This is a genomic window from Brevundimonas sp. (assembly GCF_029946145.1).
Taxonomy (GTDB): Bacteria; Pseudomonadota; Alphaproteobacteria; order Caulobacterales; family Caulobacteraceae; genus Brevundimonas.
Genome location: NZ_JAQSDY010000009.1, coordinates 168,257 through 182,664, shown reverse-complemented (window position 1 = coordinate 182,664; position 14,408 = coordinate 168,257). Strand labels below are relative to the sequence as shown.

Annotated in this window: 18 protein-coding genes; 5 read left to right on the top strand and 13 right to left on the bottom strand. The window is 68.5% G+C overall.

Annotation, left to right across the window (positions count from 1 at the left end):
* Positions 1 to 2: 2 nt before the first annotated feature.
* The 3 genes from PSV23_RS03210 (at position 3) to PSV23_RS03200 (ending at position 1,810) form a co-directional block, all read left to right on the top strand.
* Entirely contained in the window at positions 3 to 926 is a 924-nt protein-coding gene (locus PSV23_RS03210; RefSeq protein WP_300466069.1) for an aldo/keto reductase, read from the top strand.
* A gap of 84 nt (positions 927 to 1,010) precedes the next feature.
* Entirely contained in the window at positions 1,011 to 1,379 is a 369-nt protein-coding gene (gene grxD, locus PSV23_RS03205) for a Grx4 family monothiol glutaredoxin (protein ID WP_370460995.1), read from the top strand.
* Positions 1,379 to 1,810 (top strand): acyl-CoA thioesterase, encoded by a 432-nt coding sequence (locus PSV23_RS03200; RefSeq protein ID WP_300466067.1) that lies wholly within the window; start codon positions 1,379 to 1,381, stop codon positions 1,808 to 1,810. The genes grxD and PSV23_RS03200 overlap by 1 nt, the downstream gene beginning before the upstream one ends.
* On the opposite strand, the gene PSV23_RS03195 is transcribed toward PSV23_RS03200, so the two are convergent.
* The 9 genes from PSV23_RS03195 to PSV23_RS03155 form a co-directional block, all read right to left on the bottom strand.
* Positions 1,807 to 2,196, bottom strand: a complete 390-nt coding sequence (locus PSV23_RS03195; protein WP_300466066.1) for a hypothetical protein — start codon at positions 2,194 to 2,196, stop codon at positions 1,807 to 1,809. The genes PSV23_RS03200 and PSV23_RS03195 overlap by 4 nt on opposite strands.
* Before the next feature lie 149 nt (positions 2,197 to 2,345).
* Positions 2,346 to 2,963 carry a 30S ribosomal protein S4 gene (gene rpsD, locus PSV23_RS03190; RefSeq protein ID WP_055828175.1) on the bottom strand — a complete coding sequence of 206 codons (618 nt, stop codon included), beginning with the start codon at positions 2,961 to 2,963 and terminating at the stop codon, positions 2,346 to 2,348.
* Positions 2,964 to 3,101: 138 nt separating this feature from the next.
* Positions 3,102 to 4,232: a M23 family metallopeptidase gene (locus PSV23_RS03185; protein ID WP_300466065.1), complete on the bottom strand. Its 1,131-nt coding sequence runs from the start codon at positions 4,230 to 4,232 to the stop codon at positions 3,102 to 3,104.
* Positions 4,233 to 4,248: 16 nt separating this feature from the next.
* Positions 4,249 to 5,184 (bottom strand): MBL fold metallo-hydrolase, encoded by a 936-nt coding sequence (locus tag PSV23_RS03180; RefSeq protein ID WP_300466064.1) that lies wholly within the window; start codon positions 5,182 to 5,184, stop codon positions 4,249 to 4,251.
* Between the two features lie 85 nt (positions 5,185 to 5,269).
* Positions 5,270 to 5,881 (bottom strand): superoxide dismutase, encoded by a 612-nt coding sequence (locus PSV23_RS03175; protein WP_300466063.1) that lies wholly within the window; start codon positions 5,879 to 5,881, stop codon positions 5,270 to 5,272.
* Between the two features lie 90 nt (positions 5,882 to 5,971).
* Complete coding sequence (locus PSV23_RS03170; RefSeq protein WP_300466062.1) at positions 5,972 to 6,205, bottom strand: hypothetical protein; 234 nt, start codon at positions 6,203 to 6,205, stop codon at positions 5,972 to 5,974.
* Between the two features lie 4 nt (positions 6,206 to 6,209).
* Positions 6,210 to 7,043 (bottom strand): S-formylglutathione hydrolase, encoded by an 834-nt coding sequence (gene fghA / locus PSV23_RS03165; protein WP_300466061.1) that lies wholly within the window; start codon positions 7,041 to 7,043, stop codon positions 6,210 to 6,212.
* A 147-nt stretch (positions 7,044 to 7,190) separates the two neighbouring features.
* Positions 7,191 to 7,574 carry a VOC family protein gene (locus tag PSV23_RS03160; RefSeq protein WP_300466060.1) on the bottom strand — a complete coding sequence of 128 codons (384 nt, stop codon included), beginning with the start codon at positions 7,572 to 7,574 and terminating at the stop codon, positions 7,191 to 7,193.
* A 59-nt stretch (positions 7,575 to 7,633) separates the two neighbouring features.
* Positions 7,634 to 8,740 (bottom strand): S-(hydroxymethyl)glutathione dehydrogenase/class III alcohol dehydrogenase, encoded by a 1,107-nt coding sequence (locus PSV23_RS03155; RefSeq protein WP_300466059.1) that lies wholly within the window; start codon positions 8,738 to 8,740, stop codon positions 7,634 to 7,636.
* Between the two features lie 149 nt (positions 8,741 to 8,889).
* On the opposite strand from PSV23_RS03155, the gene PSV23_RS03150 reads away from it, so the two are divergent.
* The gene (locus PSV23_RS03150) at positions 8,890 to 9,378 is read left to right on the top strand and encodes a GNAT family N-acetyltransferase (protein WP_300466058.1); all 489 of its coding nucleotides are present in this window, start codon (positions 8,890 to 8,892) and stop codon (positions 9,376 to 9,378) included.
* Here PSV23_RS03150 and PSV23_RS03145 read toward each other — a convergent pair.
* From PSV23_RS03145 to PSV23_RS03130, 4 genes are all read right to left on the bottom strand, one after another.
* Entirely contained in the window at positions 9,375 to 10,148 is a 774-nt protein-coding gene (locus PSV23_RS03145; RefSeq protein ID WP_300466057.1) for an RNA methyltransferase, read from the bottom strand. The two genes, PSV23_RS03150 and PSV23_RS03145, sit on opposite strands and share 4 nt — an antisense overlap.
* Positions 10,149 to 10,357: 209 nt before the next feature.
* Complete coding sequence (locus tag PSV23_RS03140) at positions 10,358 to 11,803, bottom strand: sulfotransferase (protein ID WP_300466056.1); 1,446 nt, start codon at positions 11,801 to 11,803, stop codon at positions 10,358 to 10,360.
* 139 nt (positions 11,804 to 11,942) lie between these two features.
* Positions 11,943 to 12,965: a S1/P1 Nuclease gene (locus tag PSV23_RS03135; RefSeq protein ID WP_300466055.1), complete on the bottom strand. Its 1,023-nt coding sequence runs from the start codon at positions 12,963 to 12,965 to the stop codon at positions 11,943 to 11,945.
* Positions 12,966 to 12,994: 29 nt separating this feature from the next.
* Positions 12,995 to 13,579, bottom strand: a complete 585-nt coding sequence (locus tag PSV23_RS03130; protein ID WP_300466054.1) for a glutathione S-transferase family protein — start codon at positions 13,577 to 13,579, stop codon at positions 12,995 to 12,997.
* A gap of 219 nt (positions 13,580 to 13,798) precedes the next feature.
* Between PSV23_RS03130 and PSV23_RS03125 the strand changes: the two genes are divergently transcribed.
* Positions 13,799 to 14,398: a 3D domain-containing protein gene (locus tag PSV23_RS03125; RefSeq protein WP_300466053.1), complete on the top strand. Its 600-nt coding sequence runs from the start codon at positions 13,799 to 13,801 to the stop codon at positions 14,396 to 14,398.
* Positions 14,399 to 14,408: the final 10 nt, after the last annotated feature.

Below are 14,408 nucleotides of genomic sequence, written 5' to 3'. Positions count from 1 at the left end.
CCATGCGCTACCGTCCCTTCGGCGTCGCCGGACAGGCCGTCTCGGCCCTGACCCTCAGCCTCGGCGCCCGCGACATCGCCGGCGGCCCCGAGGCCGGTCGTGAACTGGTCTATTCGGCCCTGGAAGCCGGCATCAACAGCTACCGCCTCGAAACCGCCGATCCCGTCCTGGCCGAAGTCCTGGGCCAGGCGCTCAAACACGTCGACCGCAAGCTGGTGCAGGTCTCGCTGACCCTGGGCGCCGGCGACGGCCGCCGCGGCTCTGACCGCGACTTCTCGGCCGAGGGCATCACCTCCGCCATCGACAGGGCCCTGCACGCCTCGGGTCTCGGCTGGTTCGACATGGCCCTGCTGGACGAGCCCGTCGACAACGAACTGCCCCAGTCCACGCTGAATGCGCTGAAGGCGTTGCGGGCGACCCAGCGCGTCCGGCTGCTGGGCGTGTCCGGCGACGGCGATGTGATGGACACCTATGTCTCGACCGGCGCCTTCGACGTCCTGGCCACGCCGTTCCATGTCAACGCCAGCTGGCAGATTCGCTCGCGCCTGCGCGCAGCCCGCGAGCAGGACATGGCCATCTTCGTCTACGGCTATTTCCCCGACAGCCTGAACACCGCGAAAAAGGCGGCCAGCGCCCACGTCGAGAAGAAGAAGGGCCTGTTCGGCTTCGGCGGCGGACCCAGGGTCAAGGAAGGCCCGCTGGCCCACGCCGGCACCTTCGCCTTCCTTCACCGCACCAACAACTGGACGGCCGAGGCCATCTGCCTTGCCTACGCCCTGACCGACCCCTCCGTCTCCAGCGTCATGATCGAGGCCAGCGACATCGAGCGGCTGAATACACTGTCGCAGGTGCCGGACCGCGACATGCCGCCCGGTCTCGCCGCCCAGATCGAGATGGCGCGAGTCGCGGGCGCCAAGGCGGCCTGAGGCCGCACTCCCCTTGACCCCCCGGCTCGCGGTCCATACCTGACGGCCTTCACTGAAAGGCCAGTACCCGTGACCGACCAAGTCGTGACTTCCGCCGCCGACGCCGACCCCGTCCACGCCTTCATCGGCGAAACGGTGAACCAGCACGACGTCGTCCTGTTCATGAAGGGCACGCCGGACGCGCCGCGCTGCGGCTTCTCCTCGCTGGCGGTGCAGATCCTCGACCATATCGGCGCCAGCTTCGTCGGCGTCGATGTGCTTCAGGACGACGCCCTGCGCGACGGCATCAAGTCGTTCAGCGACTGGCCGACCATTCCCCAGCTCTATGTGAAGGGCGAATTCGTGGGCGGATCTGACATCGTGCGCGAGATGTTCAACGCGGGAGAGCTTCAGACCCTGATGGCCGACAAGGGCGTGTCCCTCGGCGACGGCGCCGACGACTCCGGGACCTGATGGCCCGCGCGGTCCTCGAGCCGCGCGAGGACCGCGAAATCTTCGTCGTCCCGCTGACGGTGCTGCCCGAACACATCGACGACAACGGCCACGTCAACAACGTGGTCTATGTCGGCTGGCTGCAGGACGCCGGCACGGCCCACTGGAACGCCCGTTTCGACGCCGAAACCCGGACCCGTTGGTCCTGGGTCGCGGTCCGGCACGAGATCGACTATTTCCGCCCTCTCCCGCCCGAGGCGCGGGACGTTGTGGCCCGCACCTGGGTCGGCGACCCTCAGGGACCGCGCTTCAGCCGATTTGTCCGCATCGAGGATGGCGAGGGCCGGCTGTGCGCCCAGGGCGTCTCGGAATGGGTGCTCGTCGACGCCGCGACCATGCGACCGCACCGCATTCCGGCGAACATGCTGCCTGCCTTCGAGCGTCGGACCTAGCCCGGGGGCAACTGGTAGGGGTTCTCGACCGACAGGCGCGAGCCGTCGGCCAGACCCAGTTCCTCGAATGACCAGCGCATCTCGACGCCTTCCGGCTGGACCTGACGGCAGCGGTCTTCCTTGATCCGGCGCAGGGTGATGATGGGCCCGTCGCTGGACTGGCGCACCACCGGCTGGATGTCGGCCTTGGCCGTGCAGCCATTCGAACTGACCCAGAAGGCGGCCTGGTTCTGCGCGATGACGGCCGCGTGGACCGGCTCGACATGACCCGGCAATGAGGCTGTCTCGGGCATCCGGGGCTGGTTCGTGAACTGGCGCACGATAACGCAGGCGGACAGCATGGGAACGAGCGCCAGGACGGCGGCGGCTGTCGCGATCAATCTCATCCCCGGCCTCCTCGCCGAACCCAGGTGACTAAAATGCGCGTGTTCGCCGGCGAAGGAAAGTCAGACCGGAAACAGAAAAGGCCCCGGATCGCTCCGGGGCCTTTCCAGTCTCTGCGCGGCTCAAGCGGCGCGGCCGCGCGTTAGCCGCCTTACGAGGAATAGTATTCCACGACCAGGTTCGGCTCCATCTTCACCGGGAACGGCACGTCGGCCAGCTCCGGCACGCGGACGAAGCGGACCGAGAAGCCGCGGTCGCCGATTTCGATGTAGTCCGGGATGTCGCGTTCCGACGACTGCTGGGCTTCGAGCACCAGCGCCATGTTGCGGGACTTTTCCTTGACCTCGACGACGTCGCCGACCTTCAGACGGTACGACGCGATGTCGACCTTCTTGCCGTTGACGGTCACGTGGCCGTGGCTGACGAACTGACGCGCGGACCAGACGGTCGGCGTGAATTTGGCGCGATAGACCAGGGCGTCGAGGCGCGACTCCAGCAGGCCGATCAGGTTCTCCGAGCTGTTGCCCTTGCGGCGCGAGGCTTCCTCGTACGTCGCGGCGAACTGCTTCTCGGTGATGTTGCCGTAGTAGCCCTTCAGCTTCTGCTTGGCCTTCAGCTGCAGGCCGAAGTCGGAGACCTTCGACTTGCGGCGCTGGCCGTGCTGGCCGGGGCCGTACGAGCGTTTGTTGACGGGGGACTTGGCGCGACCCCACAGGTTTTCACCCATGACCCGGTCGAGTTTGTACTTGGCGCTATGGCGCTTGGACATATGTCACTCTTCTCATGATGCGGCCCGGTCCCTCCCCAACTGGAGAGACGATCTCAACGGCGGTCCACGCATCGTCCGTAGTGGTTCGCGCGACCGGCAAGCCGGATGCGTGAGGGCGGGCTTATGACGGATCGGGCCTCAACGGTCAACCGTCGGCGGGTCTTCGAACCAGACCACGACGTTGTGGGCGGGAAAGGACGGGCCCTCCCCGTCGGCTTCCGTCGCCATGTCCCAGGGCTCGCCGCGTCCGAAGGCCTGGATCGAGGGATAGCGTCCGACCACCCTGAAACCTTCCAGCACATACGGTCGGCCCTCGGCGGGCAAGGGCTCCGGCGCGTCGCTGAGGTGGAAATGCAGATGCGGTCCCGAAGCCTGACCCGTGAAACCCAGCGCTCCGATCACCTGTCCGCGCCGCACCCGGTCGCCGGGCCGGACCCTCAGGCCCGGGCTCAGATGTTCGTAGAAGGCGTAGCGCCCGCCGCCGATGTCGATCGCGACATAGTTCCCGGTCGCGTCCTCCAGAGCGACCCTGTCGACCCCGCTCAGGTCGGCGGGATCGGGAACCCCGTCCCGCGTCGCCGCGACCACGCCGTCGGCCACGGCCAGCACCTCGGCCCCGAACGACAAATTGCCGTCCAGCCGGCTCTCGCCCGACCGGCCCGTCGCGCCGGTCTCGTCGACCTTGATCCAGTCGATCGCGAACCGCCCGGGCACGCGCGCCTGTCCGTCGACGGCGTATGCGACCCGACGGTGTCCCCGCTCCATGTCGGGCTGATAGACGGCGACCCAGGGTCCGCCGCGCAGGGGTGGTCCCAGCAGCGGCAGGGGCGCCCGGTCGATCCGGACCTCGCCGTTTTCCACGACCGTCTCGCGGCCGTCCGGGCCGGCAAAGGTCAACCGATGACGCAGACGATCGGGCGCGGGCCCGTCCACGGGCGCCTCCAGATAGACCAGGACAAAGGCGCTGGCGGGCACGGTGCGCGATCCGCCCAGGGCGGCGTCCAGGGCGGATCCCTGCAGATCGGTCAGGACCTGGCCGGTCGCACCGTCGATCACCTCGATCCTCCGCACCTCCAGCGCGGTCGGGGCGAAATTGCTCAGTTGAAGCTCATGAACCAGCCGCGTCTGACCGCCGATCCTGACAGGAGCCGGAGCCGCGCCCACCCGGATATCGAACCCTTGCCGCGACGGCGGCGTCTGCCCCATGACCGGACCGGCCAGCAGAACCATTGCCCCGAGCCCGCCCAAGGCGGTCCATTTCAGTTTCACACGCCGCCCCCCGACGTCAGTCCCGGCGTTCCGCCGTCCACACGAAGCCGTCGTCCTTGCGCTCGAACCGGCCCAGTCCCGGGAAGGGGAAATGGCCGGCGTAAATCCGCAACGACCCGGTCGCCCCGCGCTCCAGCAGGCCCTGACGCGTGGCGACGCCGGCGGCGCTGTCCGTATCCCAGGCGTTGACCCAGTCCGGCCGCTGCACCGAGATCACCGAGCTGTGCAGGGCGTCGCCGACGTAGAGCAGACTTTCCGTCCCCGACCGGATCTCATAGCCCGAATGTCCCGGCGTATGCCCCGCCAGCGGCACGGCCTTGATAGACGGCGTGAGCTGGGCGCCGGGCGCGAAGGGCTGGACCCTCGGGGTTACCGCGGCCAGCAAGGCGGCTTCGCCGGCCCGCGCCGCGCCGGCCTTCATATACTCCCACTCCGGGGCGCTGATGCGGACGATCGCCCGGGGGAAGGTCAGTGAACCATCCGCCCCGACCAGACCGCCGACATGATCGCCGTGGGCGTGCGAGATCAGGACGTCCGTCACCATGGTCGGATCGACCCCGGCCGCCCGCAGCGAGGCCACAAGCCTGTTCTGCGTCCCCATCCGGCCGCCCGCGCCCGTGTCGATCAGAACGACGCGGTCGCCGTCCTTCACCAGCAACGGCTGAACCGACAGGGGAATGGTCTCGCCGGACTGCCCGGCGGCGGTCAGAACCGCCCGCGCCCCCGCCGTGTCCGCCCAGGGACTGTCCCCGGACTTGTTGGCGAGCGTGATCACACCGTCCCTGAGCGCCACCGCCTCGAGCGCACCGATGCGGAAGGCGTGGACGTCGGGGCTCTGAACCGCCGCGGGCGCGGGCGTGGCGGACGCCGCGCCCTTCCCGGCCTCGGGCGAACAGGCGGTGATCGAGGCCAGAATCAGGGCGGCGGCGGCGAGACGGGCGTGCACATTCATCTGTCGGCTCTCGGTTGGATACGGCAGCGCTTGAAATAGGCCACCGCATCCGTCGCGCCAGAGGCCGTTCAGCAGAATCCGATGATCATCCCGCCGCGGCGAACAGTTCGTTGGCCTTGTTCCAGTTCACCACCGTCCAGAAGGCCTTCAGATAATCGGGCCGGCGATTCTGGTATTTCAGATAATAGGCGTGTTCCCAGACATCGGCGGCCAGAACGACGGCGCCCTTCTCGTCGGCCACGTCCATCAGCGGATTGTCCTGGTTCGGGGTCGAACTCACCTTGAGTTTTCCGTCCTGAACGATCAGCCAGGCCCAGCCGGACCCGAACTGGCCGACCCCGGCGGCGTTGAACGCCTCCTTGAATTTCTCCATCCCGCCCAGATCGCGGTCGATGGCGGCGGCCAGTTCGGTCGAGGGTTCGCCGGTCTGGCCGGCGGGAGCCAGCAGCCCCCAGAACAGGCTGTGGTTCCAGTGCCCGCCGCCGTTGTTGCGGACGGCCCTGGGCGCCGTCGAAATCGAGGCGAACAACTCTTCCAGCGTCCTGCCCTGCAGGCTGGCGTCGGCGTCCACGGCCTTGTTCAGATTGTCGACATAGGCCTGATGATGCTTGTCGTGGTGGATGGTCATCGTCTCTTTGTCGATGGCCGGCTCCAGGGCGTCATAGGCGTAGGGAAGCGGGGCGAGCGTGAAGGCCATGGGGAGGCTCCTTGCGACAGGGTTCGGGGGGAGCCCGTATCTAGGCGCCCGCTCACCGAACCCAAGCCGGGCCGTGGATTTTCGTTCCGCCTAACCCTGCGGCAGATGCGCCTTCAGGCAGTCGCGCACGGCCCGACGCAGGTCTCCGGTCGAGGAGGCGAAATCCACGCCCTCGGCGTCGAACACGGCCCGCACCGCCGCGTCCAGCCCGTTCGCCAGCGCCGCCTGGACCCTGGTCTCACCCTTGGGATGCAGGCAGATGCCGACCTCGACGCACAGGGCGGCGAACATCGGGGCGTAGTCGGGGGCGGCTGTCTCGGTCATGCGCTCAGGCCTTAAGCCTTTTCGCGTGGAAGGCCACATGGTCACCGATGAAACTGGCCATGAAGAAGTAGGAGTGATCATAGCCCGGCTGCATCCGCAGGCTGATCTTCTGGCCCGCCGCCTCCCCGGCCTGGACCAGCAGTTCCGGCTTCAGCTGTTCCGTCAGGAAGGGATCGGCGTCGCCCTGGTCGATCAGTATGTCGTCGTAACAGCCCTCGCCCACGCCGCGCTCGATCAGCCGCGCCGCGTCATGGGCGTCCCATTCCGCGCGGTCCGGACCCAGATAGGCCGTGAAGGCCTTCTCACCCCACTGACACCGCGTCGGCGAGGCGATCGGCGCGAAGGCCGAGACCGAGCGGAACAGGTGCGGATGCCTGAGCGCCAGCGTCAGCGCCCCGTGCCCGCCCATGGAATGGCCGCTGATCGACCGCGCCTTCGTGGTCGGGAATTCCGCGTCGATCAGCCCGATCAGCTCCTCGACGACATAGCTCTCCATGCGGAAATGCGGAGCCCAGGGCGCCTGGGTCGCATCGATATAGAAGCCCGCCCCCTGCCCCAGATCGTAGGCATCGTCGTCCGCCACGCCCTCCCCCCGCGGCGAGGTGTCCGGCGCGACGACGATCACCCCATGCTCGGCCGCCGCCCGATAGGCCCCGGCCTTGGTGGTGAAATTGTCCTCGGTGCAGGTCAGGCCCGACAGCCAGATCAGCACCGGAAACGGCCCCTCCCCCGGCGGGACGAACACCGACAGGGTCATCGCCGTGCCGGTGGTCGCGCTGCCGTGCGTCAGGTAGCGCAGCGTGCCGCCGTGGACCTGATGCTGTTTCGTGACTTTCATATTCCGCTCATCCCCGCGAAAGCGGGGACCCAGTTCTGTCCAGCGAGTCGCCGGCGTTTCAGGACATCGTTCGAGGCAAGTCTACCGGGACCGATCCTCCAAAGCACTGGGTCCCCGCTTTCGCGGGGATGAGCGGATCGAAATGCCTCACACCACCCGGTGCAGGGCGCAGATCTTGTTGCCGGACGGATCGCGCAGATAAGCGAGGTACAACTTGCCGAAGGCGCCGCCGCGGATGCCGGGCGGGTCCTCGATGGCCGTGCCGCCGGCTTCCACGCCGGCCTTGTAGAAGGCGTCCACCGCCGCGCCGTCCGCGGCCGCGAAACCGATGGTGCCGCCGTTGGCGTGGCAGGCTGGCTCGCCGTCGATCGGCGTGCCGACCGCGAAGGCGCCCCGCGCCGTCCGCCACCAGTACCGGCCCTTGGCGTCCGGCCCGCTGCCCGGCTCGTGTCCGAGCGCCCCGAGCGCCGCATCATAGAATTTCCGCGACGCCTCGACGTCGTTCGCGCCGACGGTCAGATGGGTGAACATGACTTCCCTCCCTAGGTTCAGATAGTTTTTTTAAACAACTATCCCGGCGACGCAAGCCTCTAGAACACCACCACGCTGCGAATGCTCTCCCCCGCATGCATCAGCTCGAACGCCTCGTTGATCCGCTCCAGCGGCAGCGTATGGGTGATCATCGGGTCGATCTCGATCTTGCCGTCCATGTACCAGTCGACGATCCTGGGCGTATCCGTCCGCCCGCGCGCGCCGCCGAAGGCCGAGCCGCGCCACACCCGGCCGGTGACCAGCTGGAACGGCCGCGTGGCGATCTCCTTGCCGGACTCGGCCACGCCGATGACGATGCTCTCGCCCCAGCCGCGGTGGCAGGCTTCCAGCGCCTGACGCATCACCGTGGTGTTGCCGGTGCAGTCGAAGGTGTAGTCCGCCCCGCCGCCGGTCAGCTCGACCAGATGCGCCACCACGTCCGTCACGCTTTTCGGATTGACGAAATGGGTCATGCCGAAGCGCCGGCCCCATTCTTCCTTGGTATCGTTGATGTCCACGCCGACGATCATGTCGGCCCCGACCATCTTCAGCCCCTGGATGACGTTCAGCCCGATCCCGCCCAGCCCGAACACCACGCAGTTGGCCCCCGGCTCGACCTTGGCCGTATTGACCACCGCCCCGACCCCGGTCGTCACGCCGCAGCCGACGTAGCAGGCGCTCTCGAACGGCGCGTCCTTGCGGATCTTCGCCACCGCGATCTCGGGCAGGACGGTGAAATTCGAGAAGGTCGAACAGCCCATATAGTGGGCGATCGCCTGCCCCTTGTAGCTGAAGCGGCTGGTGCCGTCGGGCATGACCCCCTTGCCCTGGGTCGCGCGAATGGCGGTGCACAGATTGGTCTTGCGGCTGAGGCAGCTTTTACATTGCCGGCACTCGGGCGTGTACAGCGGGATCACATGGTCGCCGACGGCCACCGAGGTCACCCCCGGCCCGACCTCGACCACCACCCCCGCGCCCTCATGGCCCAGGATCGACGGGAAGATCCCCTCCGAGTCCAGCCCGTCCAGCGTATAGGCGTCGGTGTGACAGATGCCGGTCGCCTTGATCTCGATCAGCACCTCGCCGGCGCGCGGCCCTTCCAGATCGACCTCGACGATCTCCAGCGGACGTTTGGCCTCGAAGGCGACGGCGGCGCGGGTTTTCATGGACGGCTCCTCCTGCAGGTGCGGAGGGGTCGCACCGGTGGGCGGGCGGTTCAAGTCTTGAGTGCGGTTCCGACAGGTTTCTCACGCCATCGCCGCTTTCTGCGCAACCTGCCTCGACTCGCCCCGCTGGCTGGCCGATTTTCGGCGTCATGCCCAGCTTCACCATTCGGCCCGTGCAGGGGGTTGAGGACCTCGCCGCCATTGCCCGCCTGTTCCAGGCCTACGGCGCGTCCCTGGATGTCGATCTCGGCTATCAGGATTTCGCGGGCGAGCTCGCCGGCCTGCCCGGCAAATACGCACCCCCGGCCGGCGCCCTGCTGCTGGCGCGTGATACGGCCGGCGAGGCGATCGGCTGTGTCGGAATGCGGCCGCTGTCAGACCCCGGCGTCTGCGAGATGAAGCGCCTTTACGTCTCTCCACAGGGTCGCGGTCTCGGCCTCGGACGCGCCCTGATGAACGCCGTCACCGACGAAGCGCGCCGGCTGGGCTACCGCGAGATGCGCCTCGACACCTTGCCGACGATGGCCGCCGCCCAGCGCCTGTACCGCCAGTCCGGGTTCGAAGAGACGCCGGCCTATTACGACACGCCCGTGGAAGGCACCGTCTTCATGCGCCTGACGCTGAGCGGCGCCGCCTAGCCCTCGCCGGCCTTCTTCGCCGCCAGCTTCGCCAGCACCCGGCCCCGCCCCTTCGACAACGCCGTGATCACCCCCCGGAAGGTCGCCACCTCCTGCTCGGAGAAGGCCGACCGCCCCAGCATGACCCTCAGGTTCTGCACCATGGACGGCCGCTTCTCCGGCGGATGGAAGAAGCCGCCGTCGTCCAGCTCCCGCTCCAGATGCTCGTACATCCCCAGCATCAAGGCCCCCGACGCCGGCGGATCGCCCTCGCGGAAACGCGGCGGCGGGGCGTCCAGCACGGTGGTGCGCCACTCATAGGCGTTGATCGCCACGGCCTGGGCGAGGTTCAGCGAATGGTGCCGCGGGTCAATGGGGATGGTGACGATCCCTTGCGTCAGGGCGATGTCGCTGGTTTCCAGCCCCGCCCGCTCGCCGCCGAACAGCAGGCCGATGTTCAGGCCCGAGGCCCGGTCGTCGAACAGGATGCGCGCGGTCTCGCGCGGCGTGCGCACGGCCATCCGCGTCTCCCGGGGCCGGGCCGTGGCGGCGAAGACCGTGTTCAGGTCGGCCACGGCGTCCGCCACGCTGTCGAAAACCTTCACCCCCTCCAGCACCCAGTCGGCGCCCGAGGCCATGGCCCAGGCCCGCTCCTGCGGCCAGCCGTCACGCGGCGCCACCAGCCGCAGCTCCGACAGCCCGAAATTGGCCATCACCCGCGCCACGGCGCCGATATTCTCGGCCATCTGGGACTTGTCGAGGATGACGACGGGGGGTGCGGGATCGGACATCGGCCCTGACTATCCCTTCCCCCATTTCGGGGGAAGGCGGCTCGCGCGCGCCTCTTCTTGTCGTCATCCCGGCGAAGGCCGGGACCCAGCGGCGCCGAAGGCGATCTGTTCACGCACGATGTATCGGGCAGACCTGTCCGACAGTTTCGCGCTCTCGCGCGCCGCGGGGCCCCGGCCTTCGCCGGGATGACGACAGCAAAGGAGGGCGGCTAAATCCCCAGCCCCGCCCTCACCCCCGCCAGATGCCGCTCATAGTTCCGCCACCGCCCCGACGCCCGTCGATACAGCGGCTCGCGCACCTGCCAGACGCTGGCGGTCCGCACGCCCGTGTCGGCCTTGTGGAAGTCCAGCACCGCGTCCTCCCAGGCCAGCCCCAGATGACCCAGCAGCCCCTCGATCGCCGGACGCGGCTCGACCACCAGGGCGTCGTAGTCGAGGTCGAGGATGTCGGGATACAGCCGCTTCCAGTGCCTCATCAGCCGGCGGTACTGCCCGTGCCAGTGGACCAGGTCGTCCAGATCCAGCGCGTGGGCCATCGACCGGTCCAGGTGCAGGAACCAGTTGGACACGATCGTATCCAGCGGATCGCGCACGGTGTGGACGATGCGCGCATCGGGGAACATCGCCTTGATCAGGCCGATGTGCAGGAAGTTGTCGGGCCGTTTGTCGGTGACCACGTCCGCGCCGGGTCGCGCGGCGTTCAGCCCGTCCAGATACAGTTTGCGCAGGCGGTCGATGACTTCGGGGGCCGCGCCGGCCAACGCCTCCGGATACGGCTCCAGCGACCGCGCCAGCGCCGGGACCAGCCCCAGCTCGCCGCTCGCCGTGACCCGGCTGTGCCCCGCCAGAATCTGTTCCACCAGGGTGGAGCCGGACCGGAACATGCCGCAGATGAACACCGGGACCCTGTCCGACGCGGGAGCCGGCGTGGCCGGCTCGGGAAAGGCGGCGATCAGCCGGTCGACGAACCGCTCGTGCGCCGCCCGGTCATAGACCGCCCCCTCCGGGTCCGCGGCCCGGCTGGCGGCGTTGGCGGCGGCATAGGCGGCGAAGGCGTCGTCCCACGCCTCGACCTGATCCAGCGCCTTGCCGAGGGCGAACCCCAGTTCGGCCTGATCGTCAGGATGCAGGTCCGGCCGCGCCAGGGCCGTGCGCAGGCCCTGAATGACCGGATCGCCCGGTCCCGACGGCCGCGCCAGCCCCGCCGACCGCGCCAACGCCACCGGATGATCCGGCGCCACGGCCAGCGCCCGGGCATAGGCGTCACGCGCCGCCTCCCTCCGCCCCATGTCCTCGTGCAGATTCCCCAGATTCAGCAGCGCCGGCAGGAAGTCCGGCGCGACCGTCAGCGCGGCCTCGATATCCTTCAGCGCCAGATCGTGCCGCCCCAGGTCGTCGGCGTGGATCACGCCCCGGTTCAGCCAGGCCTCCTCGGGCCCCGACACGCCGCGCCGTAACGCCTCGGCATAGGCGGCCAGCGCCGCCTCGAACCGTCCCGACCGGCGCTCCATCAGGGCCAGATTGAACCAGCTGTCCGGCAGGTCGGGCCGCAACGCCAGCAGCTGGCGATACGCCGTCGCCGCCTCCGGCGCCCGCCCCGCCGCGCGCAGGCGCGACGCAATGGCCATCAGGGCCTCGGCGGGGTCGATGCTCATATCCGATCATCCCCGCGAAGGCGGGGACCCGGTGCTTTGGGCGATCGGCGCCGGGACGTTTTCACTGACGGCGATCCCATGCAGTCTGCCTCGCGAAAGAACCGGGTCCCCGCCTTCGCGGGGATGCACGGTGAATGGGTCAGTCCTCGCCGTACATGGCCAGCCACGGGTCCACCGTCCCGGCCTCGACCTCGGCGACCTTGACCGCGGGCCAGCCGATCGAGTCGTCGGCGGAGTCGCGCCAGGCCAGCACATACAGGTCGCGCAGCTCCGACGCCCCCGCCGCCAGCCGCGCCGTCGCGAAGGCCGCGCCGCGCGCGTCCCCTTCGCCAAAGCCCCCGGCCTTCTCCAGCTCATAGAACGGCCGGACCTCGGCCAGGGTGGTCTTCAGATAGGCCGGAACCCGCGCGCGCAGATCGAACCCGTCCAGCGTCGGCGCGGTCATGGCCGCCTCGACCGCATCCAGTCGCGCGACTCGCCCCGTGAAGGCGCCTTCGAACGCGCCGTGAGTCTGGCGCGAGGTCGTGAAGCCGTCGGGATTTGGAACGTCGCGCGACCAGCCGTTGTAATGGATCGTCGTGTGGTGCGGCTGCGAACCGTCGCCGACATAGTGGCCCAGATAGCCCATGTCGCGCAGGATCAGGGCCTCGCGCCGCTGCCGGTCCTCACGGTACCAGGCGCGCTTGCCCGGATCGCGTTCGCGGGTCTCGGCCGCGTTCAGCACCCGCCAGGTGGCGAAGTCCCGCACCAGCTGCTGATAGCCGTCCATGATGGCGTAGGGCAGCCAGCCGGCGTCATCGACCTTGATCCCCGCCGCCGCCAGCGCCGCGTCGTACTCGGACTTCAACCGCGGCAAGGCGTCGATGGACGGCCCGTTCGCATTCATGATCCGTCCGTCGTCGATCAGGTCGACGAAGTGGGCGGTGTCGCGCTCGCGGTCGTGCGGCTGGCCGCCGCCCTTGGTGCGGTCCGGCTCGCGGGACAGTTCGCCGACCTCCGCCGCCGCGCCCGGCGTGCGCAGGAAGGCCGGCATTTCGTCCGTCAGGCCACGCACGGCGGCGACGCCGATCAGCCGGTGTCCGGTATTGCCCCAGGCGTCCGCCTGCAGCGCCACGCCCCCGGCGGCGACAAGAACTAAGGCGGCGAGGACGAGACGCTTCATGGCGGGCTCCGGCGAATGACCCGCCCGCCTTAGCGTATCCCGAAGGCGTCCTCCACCCGCCCGATCCATGCGACGACGGCGGGATAGGCGCCCAGGTCGAAATCCCCCTCGGGCGCGACCCGGGTGTAGGCGACCAGGGCCAGGTCGGCCAGGGTCGGGCCGTCCCCCGCCAGCCAGTCGCCCGCCGCCAGCGCCGCCTCCATCCGCGCCAGCGCCGCATGGCCGCGCTCGATCAGCCGCGGCTCGATCAGGTCGGCGCGCTTGCCCGCAAGGGCGCGCTGGAACCGGACGACGGCGATATAGGGCTCATGACTGTACTGTTCCCAGAACAGCCACTCGTACATTCGGGCGCGGTCATAGGCGTCCGCGGGGATAAACGGCGTCCCTTCGCCGAAATAGCCCAGGATCGCATTGGACTGCGCCAGCGTCCGACCGTCCTCCAGCACCACGGTCGGCGTCTGTCCGGCGGGGTTCAGGGCCAGAAATTCCGGACTGCGCGTCACACCTGACATGACGTCGGTTTCGATCCACCGATAATCACGGCCCAGCCGGTCAAGCAACCACTTGACCTTCAAACAGTTGCCCGAACGAATATCTCCATAGACAGTAAGCATCCGACCACAGCATAGTTTTTGTTGTTGACGAATACAGCTTACAGGTTTGGCGCCGTTGACCAAACGAGATTCGGCTTGACCATCACAAGGCCCACTTATCCACCGAAGACACGGACGCGATGTCGCAGCGCGGCATGAATGTCTGGTTTCTGCCACATTTGGAAACGACAAGCCGGCCGTCGGACGCGTATGGGGCCGGCGTTTCCATGAGTCTGCCTCATGCTCGGCACAGCCGCTGCGTTCGCCCTTTTCTGGGCGATGGCCTTCCCCGCACAGGGTGGAGAGCCGGTATCCTACGAAGCCGCGGTCGCAGCCGACCGGGTCGCCGTATCAACCGCCTCCACTGACGAAGGTTCCGACAGCGGCTCATTGAGCGCCGAACAGCAGACCTTGATGGACGGCGACGCCGACTGGAGCGCCCGCGCCAATCTCTATCATGCAGGCGGAGGCGGGGCGACGGGCAACGACAGCCTCGGTTGCCGCCCGATCGCCATGCGCACCGTCGCCACCGACCCCCGCTACATCCCGCGCCGCACCCGCCTGTTCATCCGCGAGACGGTGGGCATGCGCATGTCGGACGGCTCGATCCACGACGGCTACTGGTACGCCTCCGACACCGGCGGCGCGATCAAGGGTCAGAAGATCGACCTCTACACCGGCCACGGCCGCGGCTCGATGTCCCCGGCCATGCGCTTCAACCAGCGCCGCCTGACCATCGCCGACGCGGGCCGCTTCGAAGGCTGCCCCCCGTCGTGGGACCGCCAGCCCAGCCAGACCACCCTGATGGCCTCGGCCTCGACCGGCGCCGGCTCGAACTGACGGTTTCACA

Coding starts and splice junctions, on each gene's coding strand:
- PSV23_RS03210 (WP_300466069.1), top strand. CDS start 3: ATGCGCTACCGTCCCTTCGGCGTCGCCGGACAGGCCGTCTCGGCCCTG.
- PSV23_RS03200 (WP_300466067.1), top strand. CDS start 1,379: ATGGCCCGCGCGGTCCTCGAGCCGCGCGAGGACCGCGAAATCTTCGTC.
- PSV23_RS03195 (WP_300466066.1), bottom strand. CDS start 2,196: ATGAGATTGATCGCGACAGCCGCCGCCGTCCTGGCGCTCGTTCCCATG.
- rpsD (WP_055828175.1), bottom strand. CDS start 2,963: ATGTCCAAGCGCCATAGCGCCAAGTACAAACTCGACCGGGTCATGGGT.
- PSV23_RS03180 (WP_300466064.1), bottom strand. CDS start 5,184: ATGAATGTGCACGCCCGTCTCGCCGCCGCCGCCCTGATTCTGGCCTCG.
- PSV23_RS03175 (WP_300466063.1), bottom strand. CDS start 5,881: ATGGCCTTCACGCTCGCCCCGCTTCCCTACGCCTATGACGCCCTGGAG.
- PSV23_RS03170 (WP_300466062.1), bottom strand. CDS start 6,205: ATGACCGAGACAGCCGCCCCCGACTACGCCCCGATGTTCGCCGCCCTG.
- fghA (WP_300466061.1), bottom strand. CDS start 7,043: ATGAAAGTCACGAAACAGCATCAGGTCCACGGCGGCACGCTGCGCTAC.
- PSV23_RS03160 (WP_300466060.1), bottom strand. CDS start 7,574: ATGTTCACCCATCTGACCGTCGGCGCGAACGACGTCGAGGCGTCGCGG.
- PSV23_RS03155 (WP_300466059.1), bottom strand. CDS start 8,740: ATGAAAACCCGCGCCGCCGTCGCCTTCGAGGCCAAACGTCCGCTGGAG.
- PSV23_RS03150 (WP_300466058.1), top strand. CDS start 8,890: ATGCCCAGCTTCACCATTCGGCCCGTGCAGGGGGTTGAGGACCTCGCC.
- PSV23_RS03145 (WP_300466057.1), bottom strand. CDS start 10,148: ATGTCCGATCCCGCACCCCCCGTCGTCATCCTCGACAAGTCCCAGATG.
- PSV23_RS03140 (WP_300466056.1), bottom strand. CDS start 11,803: ATGAGCATCGACCCCGCCGAGGCCCTGATGGCCATTGCGTCGCGCCTG.
- PSV23_RS03135 (WP_300466055.1), bottom strand. CDS start 12,965: ATGAAGCGTCTCGTCCTCGCCGCCTTAGTTCTTGTCGCCGCCGGGGGC.
- PSV23_RS03130 (WP_300466054.1), bottom strand. CDS start 13,579: ATGCTTACTGTCTATGGAGATATTCGTTCGGGCAACTGTTTGAAGGTC.
- PSV23_RS03125 (WP_300466053.1), top strand. CDS start 13,799: ATGCTCGGCACAGCCGCTGCGTTCGCCCTTTTCTGGGCGATGGCCTTC.